This is a genomic window from Cellulosilyticum sp. I15G10I2, assembly GCF_900095725.1.
Lineage (GTDB): Bacteria > Bacillota > Clostridia > Lachnospirales > Cellulosilyticaceae > FMMP01.
The window spans coordinates 51,761-68,689 of the sequence record NZ_FMMP01000011.1 but is presented as its reverse complement, the minus strand read 5'-3'; the positions used below and the strand labels follow the sequence as shown (position 1 = coordinate 68,689).

The following is a 16,929-nucleotide window of genomic DNA, read 5'->3' as shown; positions in this document are numbered from 1 at the left end:
ATTTTCTATTATGCTAATAAATATATTTGTCCTTTACCTTAGCGTATTTAATAATGTGCTCTATCGTATTTAAAAATTCATCTACTTCCTCTTCTGTATTATATAATCCCAAACTTGCCCTTAACATTCCTGGGAGCTTAAGATCTTTATTAAGCATATACCGATACCGTTCTTCGTTGCTAATCCCCAGAAGTCGTGCGACATACGGCTGCGCACAAAAACAACCACTTCTTACAGCGACACCTCTTATATCAGCTAGCAGTTGTGCCATGCGCTCATAATGAATATCTCTTATGTTAAAAGAGACTACTCCCAGTCTGTTACTGTCCTTTGAATCCCCATAGCATATGATTTGCGGAATACGTGCGAGGCCGCTTAACAGGCGCTGTTTTAAGCGCTCTTCATGGCTGCTTATCTCATCAAATCCTATCTCGCTTAGGACAATCATAGCCGCTACAATAGACATCGCCCCTAAAAAATTAGGTGTTCCAGCCTCATTTTTTTGTGGTGTATTCTTCCAATAGACATCATCATCAAAAACGGCCGTTACAGTGCCACCTCCTACTAAATAGGGACTTTTCTTATCAAATATTTCTTTTAATCCGATCACTACACCACTTCCAAATGGTGCATACATTTTATGACCAGAGAATACCAAAAAATCTATTGCATCATCTTTCCCAGTGCCTTTCATATCAATACGTCTATGGGCCACTAGCTGAGCTGCATCCACTATAATCATAGCGCCGTACTGATGTGCAAGACGGGCGATATCATGTATAGGATTGATATAGCCTGTCACATTACTTGCAGCTGTTACCGTAACATACTTAATTGTTCCTTGTCCCCGCTCTAATTTTTCTTTAATGTGTTGTAGATTGAGCTTACCTTCATAATCCACATCTATGTAAAGTGTATGAGCTGCCATACGCCAAGGAAGGTCGTTGGCATGGTGTTCCATACGGGTTGCAAGCACTTTATCCATTTTATGACCGCACAATATGTTTGCAAGAAAGTTCAATCCTTCTGTTGTATTTTTAACATAAATGGTGGTATAACCATCTTGCTCTGTTAAGTTAAAAAAGTTTAAAATTTCTTGCCTTGATAGTTCATAGGCCTCAGTACAATAAGCTGATTTTTGTCCCCCTCGGCCAATCGAACTATACAAAAGAAGATTATCATAAATAAAAGTATCAACTTTTTTTAAAGGAGGAGTGGTTGCCGCATTATCAAAGTTAATAGGAATAACATACTTTCCGCTTATTAATTGTATAGGGACTTCTATGCCATTAAATAATATACGATAATCTCTGTCTTTTTTCATCTATTCATCCCCTTCCTTTTTTAAATATATTCTCTTGTTGAGCGGATTATGAGTATCCTCAGCTCCCTATTTTCTCTTGAGAGTCAAAATATCCTTTGTGATTTTTTAATTATTATATAATTTTTTCATTTTTATATTCAATAAACACTATATTTTCAAAATTATTTAATATATTATATAATTTTATTATATATTCAAAATTTTTTATTCAATTGTATTGACTTTTATAATTCAAAAGATGATAATTATAATGAGGGGGAATTGGATTTCCCAACTTATAACTTTCTTTTTATCATAATACTTACCATTTTTGGTATGCAGTGCCACACCATTTTAGCACTATTAAAGGAGGATTTTCTAATGGCAACAAAAGCAAGATTTATTAGAACCGACATCGGTGCAGGCAACCCTATTTTCAATCAAATCCGTACAACGATCGAAACTGCTTTTTATGGCAACAATGTAATTCCTGTAACTTCATTAAAAGAAGCTTACAAACTAGCTAAAGATGCTCCTGGTACAGTCGTAACAGATGTGCCAGTTTATAAACCTGACCTCCTAGGCCTTGATGAAGATACCAAAATTCTTCTTTTCAATGATGGCGCCGTAAGCGGACGCGCCGCCGCAGCTCGTAAAATCATGGGCGAACCAGGCGTTAATCCAGGAGAATATGCTTTAAAAATATGTGAAGCTATTTACCAAGCGCGCACTAAAAAGTTATACCACGCACAATCTATTGTAGGTCTTGACAAAGATTTTTCTGTAAAAGCACATCTTTGCATTCCACAAACCCAAGAAAACATTATGTATTCATGGTTATTAAACTTCCAGGCAATCAATGAAGAAGTATCCATAATGTATGCAAACTCTACAGAACTTGCAAATGAAGGTGATATCTACATATTCTCAGATCCAAGCTGGTCACATCCAGAACATCCAATGGGTCTCACCTTCTTTGATCCCGATCATAACTGTGCAGCTATCTTAGGCATGAGGTATTTTGGAGAACATAAAAAAGGTACATTAACCCTTGCCTGGGCACTTGCTAACCGCCATGGTTATGCATCCTGCCACGGCGGACAAAAACGCTACAATCTTGAAGGCGGCAGATCTTTTGTTGCTGGAGTATTCGGTCTTTCCGGTTCTGGCAAATCAACGATTACACACGCCCGTCATAATGATAAATATGATATCACTGTTCTTCATGACGATGCTTTTGTTATCTCAACTGAAAACGGCTCTTCTGTAGCCCTCGAACCTGCTTATTTTGATAAAACACAAGATTATCCTCTTACCTGTGACGATAATAAATATCTTGTTACGATGCAAAACTGCGGTGCGACTGTTGATGCGGAAGGCAAAATTGTTCCTGTTACAGAAGATATCCGCAACGGCAACGGCCGCGCTGTTAAATCTATCTTGTGGTCTCCAAACCGGGTGAATAAGTTTGATGAACCCGTTAATGCAATCTTCTGGCTCATGAAGGACCCTACACTTCCCCCAGTACTCAAATTAAGCGGTTCAGAACTTGCTTCTGTAATGGGGGCTACCCTTGCAACCAAACGTACAAGTGCAGAAAGACTAGCTCCTGGCGTAGATCCAAATGCGTTAGTCGTTGAACCTTATGCTAATCCGTTCAGAACTTATCCGCTAGCAGATGATTATAATAAGTTCAAAGCCCTGGTAGCCAAAAGAAATGTAGACTGCTATATTTTAAATACCGGCGATTTCATGGGCAAAAAAGTAACGCCAACTATTACACTTGGCATACTTGAAGCTATTGTTGAAGATAAAGCATCATTTAAACCTTGGGGACCATTCTCTGATATTGAAATCATGGAAATCGAAGGCTTTGTACCTGATTTAAGTGATATAAACTATGTCGATCAATTACAAAAACGCATGCAGGACCGCGCTTTATATATTAAATCTCGTGATACTGAAAAAGGTGGATTTGATAAACTTCCAACTGATGCTCTTTTTGCCTTAGAAAAAGTGGTTAGCGAAGCTCATGAGGCTTCATTTAACTAGCATTCATTACAAGCGCGCATCTAAGACTAATTTTTTATTTCACGTTAAAAGTGGGAGATGATTATCTCATCCCCCACTCTTTTTATTGCCTATATATATTTATGTCCATTTGTCCTTATCCGTCCAGGTCATCTATTCTCTGGCGCCTATTTTCTCGTCAATTATCTTTTCTGCTAAACGCTTATAATATGTTGCTTTTTCGGTAAGCATAATAGCAAGCAGCATATTTTCTATCTGTTTATCATTCGCTAAATCCATCTTACTTATTTCTTCTTTTAAGGCCTTAGTTGTGGCTTCTACTGAAGTTTCAAAAGTTTCTATGGCTCTTATTTTAGAGTTTAAATAGGTTTGATAAATACTGCTGAGCTTTTTAGCATCTACTTTATCATCTTTAATAATCACTCTAAAAAGCTCTTTAATATCACCTATCGTGAGAATGTGTTTTAATTCATATAAAAGTATCATAAGGATAATATGCTCTTTTGTATATTTCTTTTTAGCAGCCGGCATCAGAAGTTTATCTTTAGTGTAATTATTAATCATCGTTTTAGTAAGCAACTTGTCTGCCTTATTTCTTTTGGTGTGTGTGAGCTTGTCTTCAAAAAGTGTAATAACCTGATCCATATAAAGATCAATATTTGGAATACTGCTAAGTTCTATACTTTCGCTTAATTCCAATTCTCTTATAATCTCATTTAAACTTTTTTCTTCCATATACACCCTCCTACGTTCTTATATTCATCATACACAACCCGCTTTTAAAAATCAAGAAAATTATCTTCTATACTACGTTGACTTACACGCATGCATTGTGTTATATTGTACATATAATATTAAGTAGTAATAATAACCACATATTAACACTAGGAGATGATTTTATGAAACGTTATATCAGAGAACCCATTAATGCTTTAACTCATTTAACAGGAGCCGCCCTCTCACTCATAGGTACATTCTTTTTACTTGTTTCTTATAAAAGCAATACTTCTTTTAGTATAGCAGCTATCATTTCTATTCTTATATTTGGCACAAGTCTCGTTTTATTATACACAACAAGTGGTATCTATCATTTAGTTAAGACAACAGATACGGTGCTTTTAAGACTAAAGAAATTGGACCATTCCATGATTTTTATATTAATAGCAGGTTCCTATACCCCTTTTTGCCTGCTTTCTTTAACAGGTATCTGGAAGTGGGGCATTATCGTTACCGTTTGGACGCTGGCACTTGTTGGCATCACCCTTAAGATATGCTGGATCACTATGCCTAGATGGCTCTCTACCTTTTTGTATATAGGCATGGGATGGATTGCTTTATTTGCGCTTAAACCGCTTTATCATTCCTTGTCCTTTGGCGGCTTCTTCTTTCTGGCACTCGGCGGTATTATGTACACAGTAGGCGGTATTATATACGGACTAAAAAAACCTAACATCTCCAAAGCATTTGGATTTCATGAACTGTTCCATATCTTTGTTATGTTAGGCAGTGCTTGCCATTATTGGGCAGTACTGCGGTATGTGCTCTAAACAATTATAAAGTACTTATTACTTAGACCAGCAGGGAAATCATATGATTCCCCTGCTGGTCTTTAATCCTATGCTGTTATCTTACCTTCTTACACATTGTCTCATAATTTGTACTATAAAACTTTGCATGATCTGCTGAAATAACACCGCTCTGATAGAGTTTTAATATGCTGGCATCCATATTTCTCATCCCTTCCTCAGCAGAAGCATAGATCACTGAGTCAATCTGGTGTACCTTAGATTCTCTTATCATATTACGAATGGCGCTATTTACAAACATCACTTCAAACGCAGGTACCAATGCATCTTCCAAAGTGGGAATAAGCTGCTGGGAGACCACGGCCTGCAGTACCATTGATAACTGTATCCGAATCTGCTGCTGTTGGCTGGGTGGGAATACATCTATGATACGGTCTATTGTATTAGCAGCCCCTAGCGTATGCAGTGTCGCAAGTACTAATTGTCCTGTTTCTGCTGCTGTCATTGCAATATTAATCGTTTCAAAATCCCTCATTTCTCCAAGCAAAATAACATCCGGTGATTCTCGAAGAGCCGCCCTTAGTCCTTGTACATAGCTGCTGGTATCCGTTGTAATCTCTCTTTGGCTTACAATACTCTTATCATGTTTATGTATAAATTCTATAGGATCTTCTAAAGTGATCACATGGCAGCTGCGTGTTTTATTAATTTTATCTATAATACAAGAAAGGGTGGTAGACTTACCGCTCCCTGCGGGGCCTGTTACTAAAATAAGCCCTTTTGTTTTTTGATGTAAGCTAATAACTTCTTGTGGGATTTTGAGTTTACTCACATCAGGGAGTTCAAACTTTACGACACGAATAACCGCAGCCTCTGATCCCCTTTGCTTATAAGCATTTACTCTGAACCGTCCTACGTTATGGATAGAAAAGGAAAAATCATCATCTCCTTCTTGCAAAAATTTATTAATCTCTCTTCCTGCAAGGGCATAGATGGCGTGAATGATCTCTCCTGTATCTTTTGGCATTAACTTCTCTACCCCTTGAGATGTAATCTTTCCGTGTATTTTAAATGAAAGTGGCAGCCCCGCTACTACAAATATATCTGCTGCTTCTTGCAAGGCTGCGTCTTTAAACATTTGTTCTATATCCATCTTCTGCACACCTACTCTTCTATTATGATATCTTCAAATCCAAGTCCACCTTCATCATAATCCCATTCTATACTGTTTACTACCTGCCAAGCTATGATGTTATAGCTTAGCTGATCCTGTTCAGAAGATTCATTAACCCCTAGGACTACGCTTAGCATTTGTCTGTCATTTATGGGTACTTCATAAACAATATGCCTGTCTTTCTTAGTATCTGCTTGTGTATCTTTTATGGCTACCCCTGGGATTGCTAAAAACTCTTTTTCAAGGTTACTTACCGCTGTATATCTTAAGACTTCATCAATAAGTGCCAACATTTCCTCCGCCTTGCTATCTGCTTTATAGTATTGTGAGACACCCTTAGCAGACTTCATGGCAAGTTTATAATCTGCGTGAGCTGTGCCTAGCGCCAGAGTTGCCAGTGTAACTGTAGCCAGTACTACAAAAATCATAATGAGTGAAGATGCGCCCACTCCCATTGACATTTTAATCGTTCGATGCATGTTGTGCCCCTCCCTTAATGATTTGATTTAGGATAATATTTAGCCGCCTGCAGATCATAGATTTCACTTAGTGACTTATGATTTTCTTTATTCATCTGATGCCTATTTACTTTACTTGCATTAATAAGTACTTGCAGCAATTCGCCTGCTCCTAATGCCTTAGTATCGCATACTACAACGATGCTATAAGTATGTTCTAAGTTTGCCGGCTGTTGTTGCCAGTCTTTATTATAATAAAATACATACCGTTCTTTATCCTTGTCTTCTTTTACCGCCCCTAGTTTTTTTAAGTCTCGGATATAACCTTCCTGAGATTCACTGACTTTTGCATATTCAGCAACACTTTGTACTTTTGCAGTCGCAACAGTCAGGTCGTTGGCCTTTTCCCGCAAGCTATGAGCTACTGCAAAGACACGTACTATAATGGCTGAAGCTATCGCAAAAAAAAGTATAACGATTATAAATTCTACTAAAAATGCACGGGAGCGTGAGGGTCTATTCATCTTCATCACGATCCTCCCTTACTTGTTACAGACACTTCTTTTAGTTCACTTCTTAAGCTTATAACAAGCTCCAGTGTCTTACCTAAATGATCCATAGTTTCAAACCTCAGCAAACGTTCCTGCAGTTCTTCCATTTTTAGTCCTTGTATTTCTATCATACCCATGCCATCTGCAAGCGCTATAGGTGTGCCTTTTTCAATAAAAGCTTCATAGAGTTGCCCTTCGTATGCATAGATCCAAGTCTCATAGTCTACACCCTCTATGGTTTGTCCAAGAACAAGTACATCGTATCCTTCTTTAGGCACAATCGACACTTGCCCCTTTTGATCTGCACCTCTTATTTTAGCTGCTATATATGAAATGGGGGTACGTCTTTCAAAATTACTCTCCATATCCCGTGTTATCTTTTTATAAGCATCTGCCCCTATTAAAACTAACATAAAAGCTGATACAACAAACACAAGAAGCAGTCCTAGTACAAATAAAATGTTGGAAGCAGCTTTCAAGTTTATTCACCTCCTGCTTTCTCAAAAACAGTCATATCTGGCATAATATTTGACGCAAATACTTCATAATGTACAATATAGCGTTTATGGTCAATCACTAAGCCATAGTGGTCTTCTAAATATTTAACATCAGGAGGATACATCCCTTCTATCGCATAGCACTGAATGGCCGAGCGTTTAAGAGCCTTTTGAAGAAAGTGCATTTGTTCCTCTCTTGCGCATTCTAAAGTATTTAGAATGCCTATGTATATGATACTTGCTGCAATAACAAAAATGATAACCGCCAGCATACTTTCTTTTAGCCCACGCTTTTTCATCGCATCCTCCTATCTACCCTATAGATGACATAATGCCCATAAGCGGAATCATAACAGATATTAGTATACTTCCGATCATAATGGATAACACAGCGACTGATACAGGTTCAATGATAGCAACGCGTTTGTTAAGTGCCGTATGTACCTCTTCTTCATAGTTATCTGCTACCTGCTTCATCACTTCATCCATATTACCCGTCTTCATCCCCATACTCAGCATACGAGTTGCAAGCTTTGAGAAAATCTGCGACTCCGAAAGTGCACTGACAAAAGAATTCCCCTCTGCAAGGCGCTGCTCACATAATGCTGCCTTTGTCATAACGTTTTCATTTTCTACAAGTTGGGTGGACATCTTAAGTGCTTCATCCGTATCAAGTCCGCTTGCCATCATCAGTGCCATAGCGGAAGCAAACCGTGCTGTTGCAATCTTTTCGGTTATCTTTAGCTTACTTGTAAGTTTTCTTGCAAGGTATTTCCCCCGTTTTGTTTTAATCCCTGCTATAACGCCTAGTGTTATAAGGATAATGCCTACTACAATTACGTAAATGTATTGGCCAGTAACCTCGCCAACCTTCATAAAACTTTGGGCAATGCCTGATATTTCTCCTCCTAAATTATTAAATACTTCTTGGAAAATAGGAAGTACTTTTATAGAAAGTACCAACATAACTATAAGCATCATAGAACTTAAGATAAGGGGATAAAAAACAGCACTTTTAATACTTTGTTTGAGGGCTTCTTCTCTTTCATAATAGCTACCAAGTGCCGTCATGACATCCTCTAGCCGTCCGGATATTGCGCCTATTTTGACCATATGCGTCATGTACTTTGGAAAGCTCCCCACTGAGGCTAAGGCTGTATCTAGCATTTTGCCTTCGCTGAGATCTTTTTCGATTACTATTAAGGTGTCTCGCATAGCGCATTGTTCCATATCTTCTATCATCATCGCAATGCCCTCGTGCAAAACGATGCCTGATTTTAGAACAAGGGCTAGTTGTGTACAAAATATAGATAAGTCTTTGTCATCCATAGTGATCTCCCCCTATATGTACTGAATAACTTATTTACTGGATAAGATTATGGAGGTCATATGGAGTCCGCGAAGCAGTCAGGGGATATTTTTTGCCTCTCCCGTCTACCCACTGCCAAACCCGAGTCGAGTCAAAAAACATCCCCTGACTACCCCGCTAATCTTCTCTATGATAGGTATTTTTGTTAAATTTACTTTCTTTAAATTGACAGTGGAAACACTAATCATTCTAGTTGATGAGTGTTTCTCAAATTATCTCCACAAAAATCCTCTGAATAAATTGCTAAATTTTCTTAATACTTATTTGTTAGAAAGTTTATCTCTCTACTCTACAAGTTCTCCCTTAACAATAAGTCTGTGGGTTGCTCTGTAGACTGGGTGGCATGTGATAAGCGTCACTTCTTTTTTATCTGGGGATGGTTCAAGGATAGATACCTCTTCTGGCCTTACGAGGATAATGTCTTTTACTTTATAAAAGTAACTTTTTTCTTCTACCTCTAGTATGATCTCGTCCTCTAACTCAACTTCATTTAATCTATTAAATATTTGACCAAATGTATAATTTCTATGTCCTGCAATAGCACAATTTCCACTATTTCCTGGAAATGCTGTGCCTTTCATATGTCCTGCGCCGAGCTCCAGTGCTTTTTTGCTTACTCCTTCTATTAAGAGCAGGTCAACTTTTATTTTAGGGATTTTTATTCTTCCTATGATCTCTCCCTCTTCTTTATCATAGGTTTGTTCTTTAGCATCTTCTGAATTTCCCTCTTCTGGTTGTATCACTTGTTGCTGCACATCTGTATTTTCTACTATTCCCGGTGGTATGCTGTTCTGTTGTAAGTCTTGCAAATACGCCTCATAGAGTTTCTTTCCTTCATAATATGTATAAACTGATCCTATAATAGGAATAAGTATAATCCCTATTCCTAAGATCATCATTAATTTGCCTATTTTTTTTCTCATCTTATCAAGGCCCCATTTTTAATATTCATTAACTTTCTGATATTCTTTTTCAGACTTGATCATCTTCACTTTCGGTTTGCTTTTAATAACCTGAAGATCATAAGTAGTATCAATAATTAGCCACTCTTTCTTACTGCTGTCATAGACTTCATTCCACGCATGATAGCCTTCTGCATTTGGCGTATAGCCTTTAATCAGTTTCGACGGAATCCCTTGGCTGCGTAGCATCGCTGCATAAAGGGAAGAGAAATCATAACAAATGCCTTTCTTTTGTAAAAAAGTAGTATCAATGACAGGCAAATAGGTGGATGGCAACTTGGCAAGTTTATTATAATCATACACATACTGATCTACCATATGGCTATAGAGCAGCTTTGCCTTCTCCTGTAAGTCTTTTGTCTTTTTTGTAAGCTCTACTGCATTTTTAACAGCCTGCATATCTACTGACCAGTTAATGTTTTGAATGGCATTTAGAAAAACAATATTATCTTCTTGAAGTTTAACCTCTACGTTTTGAGAAGCAACAATGCGATAAGAGGTACCCGTTGTATTTTCTAAAATCTTTACTTTATAGGTCCCATTTCCTAACTGCAGCGGAAAACTTTCTGTTTTTCCCCCAGCATTAATGTCATAAGTATATTTCTTGTCACCTTTTTCTATCATCACTTTCACTTTTTTAGATGCTGTCCCTTTATAGGTGATATGTATGACACCTCGCGAGACATCATCCTGATTAAAATATTCTATTTGAGCGCCGTAGCTATTTATATAAAAACCTGCCAACAAACCTATTATTATACTTAGTTGAATAAGTCTCTTATGCTTCATCACTCTTTCACCTCTTAACATTCTAGATATTCACACTATTATGATAACAAGTTTTTAGTGATTGATAAAGAGTTTATGCAATAATATCTTCTTTAACCTCTTCTTTAACTTCTTCAAACACTTCTTGTAATACCAGCGTTATCTCTTCTTCTATTTCATAAATATAAAGTATGCCTTGTTCTTTAACATAGAACTTAGTGATCTCCATTATTTCATCTCGCTGCTCATAGAAAACAGGCTTTTCTATTTCATCTGCTATTTTAATCAGATCATCTATGGTTTTTACATGATAAACCTCTAAGTCTTCTGTTATTTTAATATGGTCTACTATCACCATACGACTGCCATGTTCATTAAGTATTTTCTTAATCTTCTTCTTTCTTAAATCTTCTGCATTAAGCGGTGCTGTAAAGAGTATCATAAGGATTATACCGAGTATTCCAGCTCCCACTAGTCCCCCACATATACCGATCCATCTTCTATTAATATCCACCGGGATTTTTGTAACTTCCTCTACGATATCACTTTTCTCTGTTTCCCCTTCTTTTGTGATATTGAAATACCCGTTATTTAAAGGAATGATAATCGATGTCTGCAACTCATCTTTCAATGGTCCCTTAGGAATATCCAGCGTTTGACTACCTAAGAGCTTTACTACAAGCTCTACACTAAGATTTACTTTTGAAGCTTCTAAGACAGATTGTGCAAACTGGTTATATTCAGGGAAATTAACTTGTATTTCTTTTTTGATACTATTCTTATCTGCTGAACGCTTAAATCTTTGTTCAGGTACAAGTTCAAAGTCTTTACGCCATATGATCTGCTTTTCATCATTTTTTGTCGTGTAGCCTCTCACCTCAGCAGCAATAGCGTATTTCCCGTCTATATCTATATTGTCGCTCCCTGTAAAATCACTTGTAAAATCAGCGCTTATGTAGTCTACAAATTCTGTTAAATACATTTGTTCTTCCCCTAATTGTTCTTCTTCATATAAGATATTAGGTTTGACATGTACTTTATAATTCACCTTTGATTTCATACTATATTCATAGATTGTCTCTCTTTCTTCCCTCACATGTTCAGCTTGATATTCTTTAATGATTAAAAACACAGCCCCTATACTCAGCAGCCCAGCAGCTGCTATCATACCTATTCTAAAAACCTTATTTATTCTTACTTTTTTAATCTTCATAAATTCTCCCCTTTACTTATCTCTAAACGTCAAGGAAAAGGGCTACCATTTTGGATGCCCTTCTCCCATCAAATCTGCTTATTCTTCTTTTTTCCCTTTTCTATACAGACTAACTCCGCCACCTAACATTGTTAAACCTAATGCATAAACAAGCAGTGCCCCTACACCTCCTGTTTTTGGCAGCTTAGCTGGACCTCCTGGAATAGTTTCATCTACAAGGTCAATATCTGTATCTCCACCAGGTATATCTTCATCGATGAGCTCAACTGCTGTTGGTCCTGCTGGGATAATCTCATCTGGTATTGTCGTATCATCTGGCCCTGTAGTATTTCCTGGTGTCTCTGGTCCGCCGCTGTTAGGATTTTCGTTATCTCCTGTACCCCCGCCAGTATCAATAACAGCCTGCACATATTTAATCTCAATTAAAAACTCTGTTGATTCATTTTCAAGCTCCGTTACTTCTGGAGAAAGTCCAATTTTAAGTCTGAATTTTTTCGTTTCATCTCTTCCAATTATACCATCTGCATGTTGCTGAACCAAATAACTTTTATATTGATCCACAGTGATCTCATTGTCTTTTTCATCATAAAAGATTAAATTCCTGTAAAGCTCCTGATTTCCTTCACCAGTAGGTTTTATTTCTACAGATTCAAGCTTAATAGATCCTCCTAGATTTTCAATCACTGAATCAATTACAAAAAAAGCCCCAGGATACAAATTGCCAGCCCCTACTAGCATTACGCCACCCTTTGATTCATCCGCTTTTACAGTAACATTTAAATACTCAGATTTCTCTCCAACTTCACAATGCAATTTTATTTCGTAATTTTCATCTCTTGCTACTCCAGTGACCGTTGCAGCATAGGCTACTTGTAGTAAAATAGCAGATATGATTAGTGCGAGACCTATTAGTTTGCTCTTCTTTCTTTTCATTTTCACCACTCCTCACAACTTCAGTACCTATTTAAAATTCCACATCATCTATAACATTTGGGTTACCGCTTTTAAAGATAAGTGTGGGCCATCCAATTTTAGGAATTACTTGTGTTAAAACCCCTTTTACCTCTTCTGCCCTTACGATTCGACCATCTATAGCAGAGTTATTGTCTCCTTTTGTACGATAACTCGGAACACCCTCTTCTCGTAATACTTCTATAATTCTGTGAGTAATCAAAATATTATCTCTTTTAAATTGTATTACATCATCTACTCCTAATGCTTCTATGTCTTTCATATCTTTTACTTTTTCTATCAATATGACATCTCCCGGTTCAATCATGGGTTTCATACTCCCTGTTGCAATAACTGATGGATAAATCGAAAAAACCCCAGCTGTAAACCATATCAATAAAATAGATCCTACAGCTTCTGGTACCCACTGCCATAAAAGTTCCTGTTTTTCTTTATATGTCTTTACTTCTTTAGACATTTTCATATAAGCATTCATAATATATAAAAGACAAAATATAGGAATCATCATACCGATTACCCCTTTGCCTAGCCAATTCATCGCTGGCAAAATAGGCGAAAGCCACATAGCAGCTTCAATGATACCCAAATAAATAACCGAAGCCCATTTCCCTCCATACACTACAAAATAAGTAGCTAAAATATTATTGCATAATTCAGGAATTATCGTCTCAGAAAAAAAAATTGTAAAAGTTTTTATATCAGTGATTCCTGTAAATCTTAAAAGTCTAATATTAGTTAATGTCATTAACAGGACAATACTGACTAAAGCTAGCTTACTCTTCCTTCTCATAAAGCTGCTTACTAAATAAACTCTAATACTCTCTCTGCCTATAAGCGCAGTCCCTACAGCAAAACTATTTGTTAATATACCTATTAATGTATGACTATATGGACTTTTACCAAATCCTTGTAAAATACCACCTAAGATATTGATACTTATATATATAACTCCACAATTAAACGCCCATGCATATACTGTTGATTTATAATTTGCCTTACTCATTAAATGTATTTTGGGAAGCTTGTAACCAATTAAAAGTGCTAATATAATAAAGTAGCCAGGCTTAATTCCATAAGTAAATATAGTATTGCCTATTCTATTAAATAGAAAAGAGTTTTCCGCAACATATAACACTATCAACATTATGCCTAAAATAAGTGCTATTTTCTTATACTTGCTATTCGTAATCTCTCCTAACATTCTTTTCCCCTTTTAATAGTATATATTAGTTTTGATTTTTGAAGCACTAATCATCCGATGTGCCATCTCCTGATACCCCAGTACTACTTCCTAGGTCTCCGTTTCCTGATGTTTCAACACTGCCACTTGCTTGATCTCCATTTCCTGATACCTCAGCACTGCCACCTGCTTGATCTCCATCTACTTCTATCACATCACTACTAACCCCTTCATCTTCATCTCCTGATGCCTCAATATCAACAACTCCCTGGCCTACCTCTCCCGATCTTTCACTATTAGCTTCAGGAAATCCTGTGACATCTTCTAACTTAGAAGGTAACTTTTGTATAAAATTAACTGCGTATACTTTCTCATAAGAATATTCCCAGCCCTCTTTATTCTCCCCATCTTCTTCATCCGAAGGAATTGCCTGTTTAAAGAGAAACTCAATTTTTATATAATTATCTCCATCTAAATCCAGCTGACTTTTAAGTGCAGAAGCATCAAGCTTAACTATAACTTCATGCCCACTCTGTTTTTTCTCAACTTTTATTTCTTTTAATATGATATGATCTAAAAGTGTTTCTGCTTGATCTACGCCATAAGGATTTTCTGTTAAATAGACCTTACAGTCCTTGAGCTCACACTTTAATACAATATCAGACTCACTATCTTCCAAAGTAGTTATAATATCAAAGGTAATCTCTATCTCATGATCGTCTTCATCAACCCTAATTAACTCACCAACACTCATTAATGACATAGCACTAAAAACTTGAGCATTTGCTTCTCGCTTTGGATCTCCTATTGTAATTTTAGGAATTGTTATCTGGGCTTTTATGATATTTTCATTTGACCAGTAACCATATCCTATGCCTAATAAACTTGTCATAATCATCATTATAACTGCCCACCTATAACATTGACCTAATCTATCATTAAACCTCTTAATACGCATCGTGCTCCTCCTCCCTATAGTTATTTATACTCTGCTACTTGATTGTGCTGCTCAAATAATATTTGTAAGTCAAATTGCACATTACTTTCTTCAAACATATTTTTAGAAGTTTGTTTATCATATTTAACTCCTACCAGGCGAACTTTAAAGTCTTCAAAAATAATTTTATGACCAGGCTCTAATCTCCAGTTTATAACCTGATTTAAATGTTGCTCCAAATTACTTATTGTTACGTTCTGGCCTTTAGTTATAATATACTTATATTCCTCTTCACTCCCATTAATCCCGCCGCTTGCTTGCCTATCTTTCTCATCTATAATTTTAACTGTGCCTGTCACCTGAAGATAATCAAATACATTAGCTTCATCAATGGTCATCTCATTTGATTTAATAATATTGATAGTTGCTACTTTAGCTGGTATGCTGCCTTGGTTTTCAAACTTGGCCGTAAAATAATATGGTTTATAAGGATATAAGTCACTAATCGAATACGTATATCCAGTAATATTTGATGACTCATAGTCTTTCATATCCTCTGTTTTTCCTGATCTTCCTGTAGTAGTAATTTTACCCTCTACTCCAACTACATTAAATTGTCCCGTAGATACTACTCCCTTAATCTCTAATCCGTCCATCCACCACGCATATCCCGTTCCTAAGAAAGCACTGCTAGCTATTAAGATGGTTGCTAAGAACTTTTTCATTTTCATATAGCTCTCTCCTTAGACTTATATATTAATTTATATTAATTTTATAGTTTCCCTTCTACTATTGTATGACTTCCAAAGATTCCCTGCATGGTCTATAAGTATAATTTTATATACTACTAAAGTAGCATATAAAATTAAAAAGATGGTCCTCTCACTTTCAAGAACCATCCTTTCGTTTAAAAATTTACTTTTTATTATTTATTAATTATTGCTTTATCAACTTGATTTTTCTTTCATTCATCTACTCTACAGTTCTTTCTGTTGATAATGCATTATGTTGTTTCCAATTAATATTTAAAGTGAATGTTTCCCCTGTTACTTTTTCAAATTCATCTTTACTTGCTGCTAAACCTGGGAATGTAATAGTCATTGTAGTTGTTAGCTTTTTCCCTTCTTCAAGTCTTACTTCTTTATAGAGCGTATCTAAAGTACTTGCCACCTTATCCATTGTAGTAGTAGCTTCTAGCTCTACCGATGTATTATCTTTATTCTGAACTATTCCAACTATATCTACTTTTAAGATGCCCGCCAAATCAGTTAATGCTGTATTGTCTTTATCTAATTCAATATAATCAATAACTGCTGGAATCGTTCCAGTATTTACAGCTGAAAATGTTACACTTGCGAAACTACCTGGGTAGAAATTTTCTGCAGTAATTACTATGCCTTTGTTGTTATTAGTAAGATTTGCACTTAAATGTTTAATATATCCATCTTTTCCTTCTCCTACTACAACTTCTTCACCACCTGGTTCTCCTTTTTCTAATATTTGATACACATATTGAGATGTAGTATACCAACCATCTTCTTTTGGTTTATTATTACCATATTGACCTTTTGTCAACTTACTCCATCCATCAGCTGAAACTGGAAGCTTTTCTTCTTTAAAATATTTATTAGCATAATAGTACCAGGAAATATTTGAACCACCTTGGACTGTTTGAGAAAAATTCTTACTATTTCCATGTAAGTTTATTTCTTTTGATTTTTCATTTTTCCCTGCTACTTGCTTTAATTCGCCTTGAGCTACTGTATGAGTTGAATCTCCATTATCATCAGTTTCATAAACAACATTTAATTCTCCTGTTGATACTGTTGTTTTAACTGTCAATATATCTGTCCAATATGCATAGCCTGTGCCAAGAAGTGCCATTGAAGCAACTAAAACCCCTACTAATAATTTTGATCTTTTCATTTTTTTAATCTCCCCTTATTTATTTTTTATAGTGATTACTTTGTTTATGATGTTATTATATG

Annotated in this window: 18 protein-coding genes; 2 read left to right on the top strand and 16 right to left on the bottom strand. The window is 36.2% G+C overall.

Annotated features, from left to right (window positions below):
• Positions 1-13 precede the first annotated feature (13 nt).
• A complete protein-coding gene (locus BN3326_RS12375; RefSeq protein WP_069999561.1) occupies positions 14-1,324 on the bottom strand; it encodes an aminotransferase class V-fold PLP-dependent enzyme in 1,311 nt (436 codons plus the stop codon).
• 360 nt (positions 1,325-1,684) lie between these two features.
• On the opposite strand from BN3326_RS12375, the gene BN3326_RS12370 reads away from it, so the two are divergent.
• Complete coding sequence (locus tag BN3326_RS12370; protein WP_069999560.1) at positions 1,685-3,355, top strand: phosphoenolpyruvate carboxykinase (ATP); 1,671 nt, start codon at positions 1,685-1,687, stop codon at positions 3,353-3,355.
• A gap of 132 nt (positions 3,356-3,487) precedes the next feature.
• Here the strand turns inward: BN3326_RS12370 and BN3326_RS12365 are convergent, their stop codons facing one another.
• Positions 3,488-4,069 carry a DUF1836 domain-containing protein gene (locus BN3326_RS12365; protein WP_069999559.1) on the bottom strand — a complete coding sequence of 194 codons (582 nt, stop codon included), beginning with the start codon at positions 4,067-4,069 and terminating at the stop codon, positions 3,488-3,490.
• 164 nt (positions 4,070-4,233) lie between these two features.
• On the opposite strand from BN3326_RS12365, the gene trhA reads away from it, so the two are divergent.
• Entirely contained in the window at positions 4,234-4,881 is a 648-nt protein-coding gene (gene trhA / locus BN3326_RS12360; protein ID WP_069999558.1) for a PAQR family membrane homeostasis protein TrhA, read from the top strand.
• Between the two features lie 76 nt (positions 4,882-4,957).
• Here the strand turns inward: trhA and BN3326_RS12355 are convergent, their stop codons facing one another.
• From BN3326_RS12355 to BN3326_RS12290, 14 genes are all read right to left on the bottom strand, one after another.
• Positions 4,958-6,013 (bottom strand): type IV pilus twitching motility protein PilT, encoded by a 1,056-nt coding sequence (locus BN3326_RS12355; RefSeq protein ID WP_069999557.1) that lies wholly within the window; start codon positions 6,011-6,013, stop codon positions 4,958-4,960.
• A gap of 11 nt (positions 6,014-6,024) precedes the next feature.
• Positions 6,025-6,513 (bottom strand): hypothetical protein, encoded by a 489-nt coding sequence (locus BN3326_RS12350; protein WP_069999556.1) that lies wholly within the window; start codon positions 6,511-6,513, stop codon positions 6,025-6,027.
• A gap of 14 nt (positions 6,514-6,527) precedes the next feature.
• Positions 6,528-7,022 carry a type II secretion system protein gene (locus BN3326_RS12345; protein ID WP_069999555.1) on the bottom strand — a complete coding sequence of 165 codons (495 nt, stop codon included), beginning with the start codon at positions 7,020-7,022 and terminating at the stop codon, positions 6,528-6,530.
• On the bottom strand, positions 7,022-7,522 hold the full coding sequence (locus BN3326_RS12340; RefSeq protein WP_083258691.1) for a DUF4860 domain-containing protein: 501 nt from the start codon (positions 7,520-7,522) through the stop codon (positions 7,022-7,024). Before BN3326_RS12340 ends, BN3326_RS12345 begins: the two co-directional genes overlap by 1 nt.
• Before the next feature lie 2 nt (positions 7,523-7,524).
• Entirely contained in the window at positions 7,525-7,839 is a 315-nt protein-coding gene (locus tag BN3326_RS12335) for a hypothetical protein (protein WP_069999553.1), read from the bottom strand.
• 13 nt (positions 7,840-7,852) lie between these two features.
• Positions 7,853-8,869, bottom strand: a complete 1,017-nt coding sequence (locus tag BN3326_RS12330) for a type II secretion system F family protein (RefSeq protein ID WP_069999552.1) — start codon at positions 8,867-8,869, stop codon at positions 7,853-7,855.
• Positions 8,870-9,193: 324 nt separating this feature from the next.
• The gene (locus tag BN3326_RS12325) at positions 9,194-9,832 is read right to left on the bottom strand and encodes a class D sortase (protein ID WP_069999551.1); all 639 of its coding nucleotides are present in this window, start codon (positions 9,830-9,832) and stop codon (positions 9,194-9,196) included.
• 18 nt (positions 9,833-9,850) lie between these two features.
• On the bottom strand, positions 9,851-10,660 hold the full coding sequence (locus BN3326_RS12320; RefSeq protein WP_069999763.1) for a transglutaminase-like domain-containing protein: 810 nt from the start codon (positions 10,658-10,660) through the stop codon (positions 9,851-9,853).
• 73 nt (positions 10,661-10,733) lie between these two features.
• Positions 10,734-11,852, bottom strand: coding sequence for a DUF5305 family protein (locus BN3326_RS12315; RefSeq protein WP_069999550.1), 1,119 nt, complete (start codon positions 11,850-11,852; stop codon positions 10,734-10,736).
• 78 nt (positions 11,853-11,930) lie between these two features.
• Positions 11,931-12,785, bottom strand: coding sequence for an LPXTG cell wall anchor domain-containing protein (locus BN3326_RS12310; protein ID WP_069999549.1), 855 nt, complete (start codon positions 12,783-12,785; stop codon positions 11,931-11,933).
• A gap of 31 nt (positions 12,786-12,816) precedes the next feature.
• Positions 12,817-14,025: a signal peptidase I gene (locus BN3326_RS12305; RefSeq protein WP_069999548.1), complete on the bottom strand. Its 1,209-nt coding sequence runs from the start codon at positions 14,023-14,025 to the stop codon at positions 12,817-12,819.
• Positions 14,026-14,071: 46 nt separating this feature from the next.
• Positions 14,072-14,962: a hypothetical protein gene (locus BN3326_RS12300; RefSeq protein ID WP_069999547.1), complete on the bottom strand. Its 891-nt coding sequence runs from the start codon at positions 14,960-14,962 to the stop codon at positions 14,072-14,074.
• 20 nt (positions 14,963-14,982) lie between these two features.
• The gene (locus BN3326_RS12295) at positions 14,983-15,672 is read right to left on the bottom strand and encodes a hypothetical protein (protein ID WP_069999546.1); all 690 of its coding nucleotides are present in this window, start codon (positions 15,670-15,672) and stop codon (positions 14,983-14,985) included.
• Between the two features lie 241 nt (positions 15,673-15,913).
• The gene (locus BN3326_RS12290; protein ID WP_069999545.1) at positions 15,914-16,867 is read right to left on the bottom strand and encodes a hypothetical protein; all 954 of its coding nucleotides are present in this window, start codon (positions 16,865-16,867) and stop codon (positions 15,914-15,916) included.
• Positions 16,868-16,929: the final 62 nt, after the last annotated feature.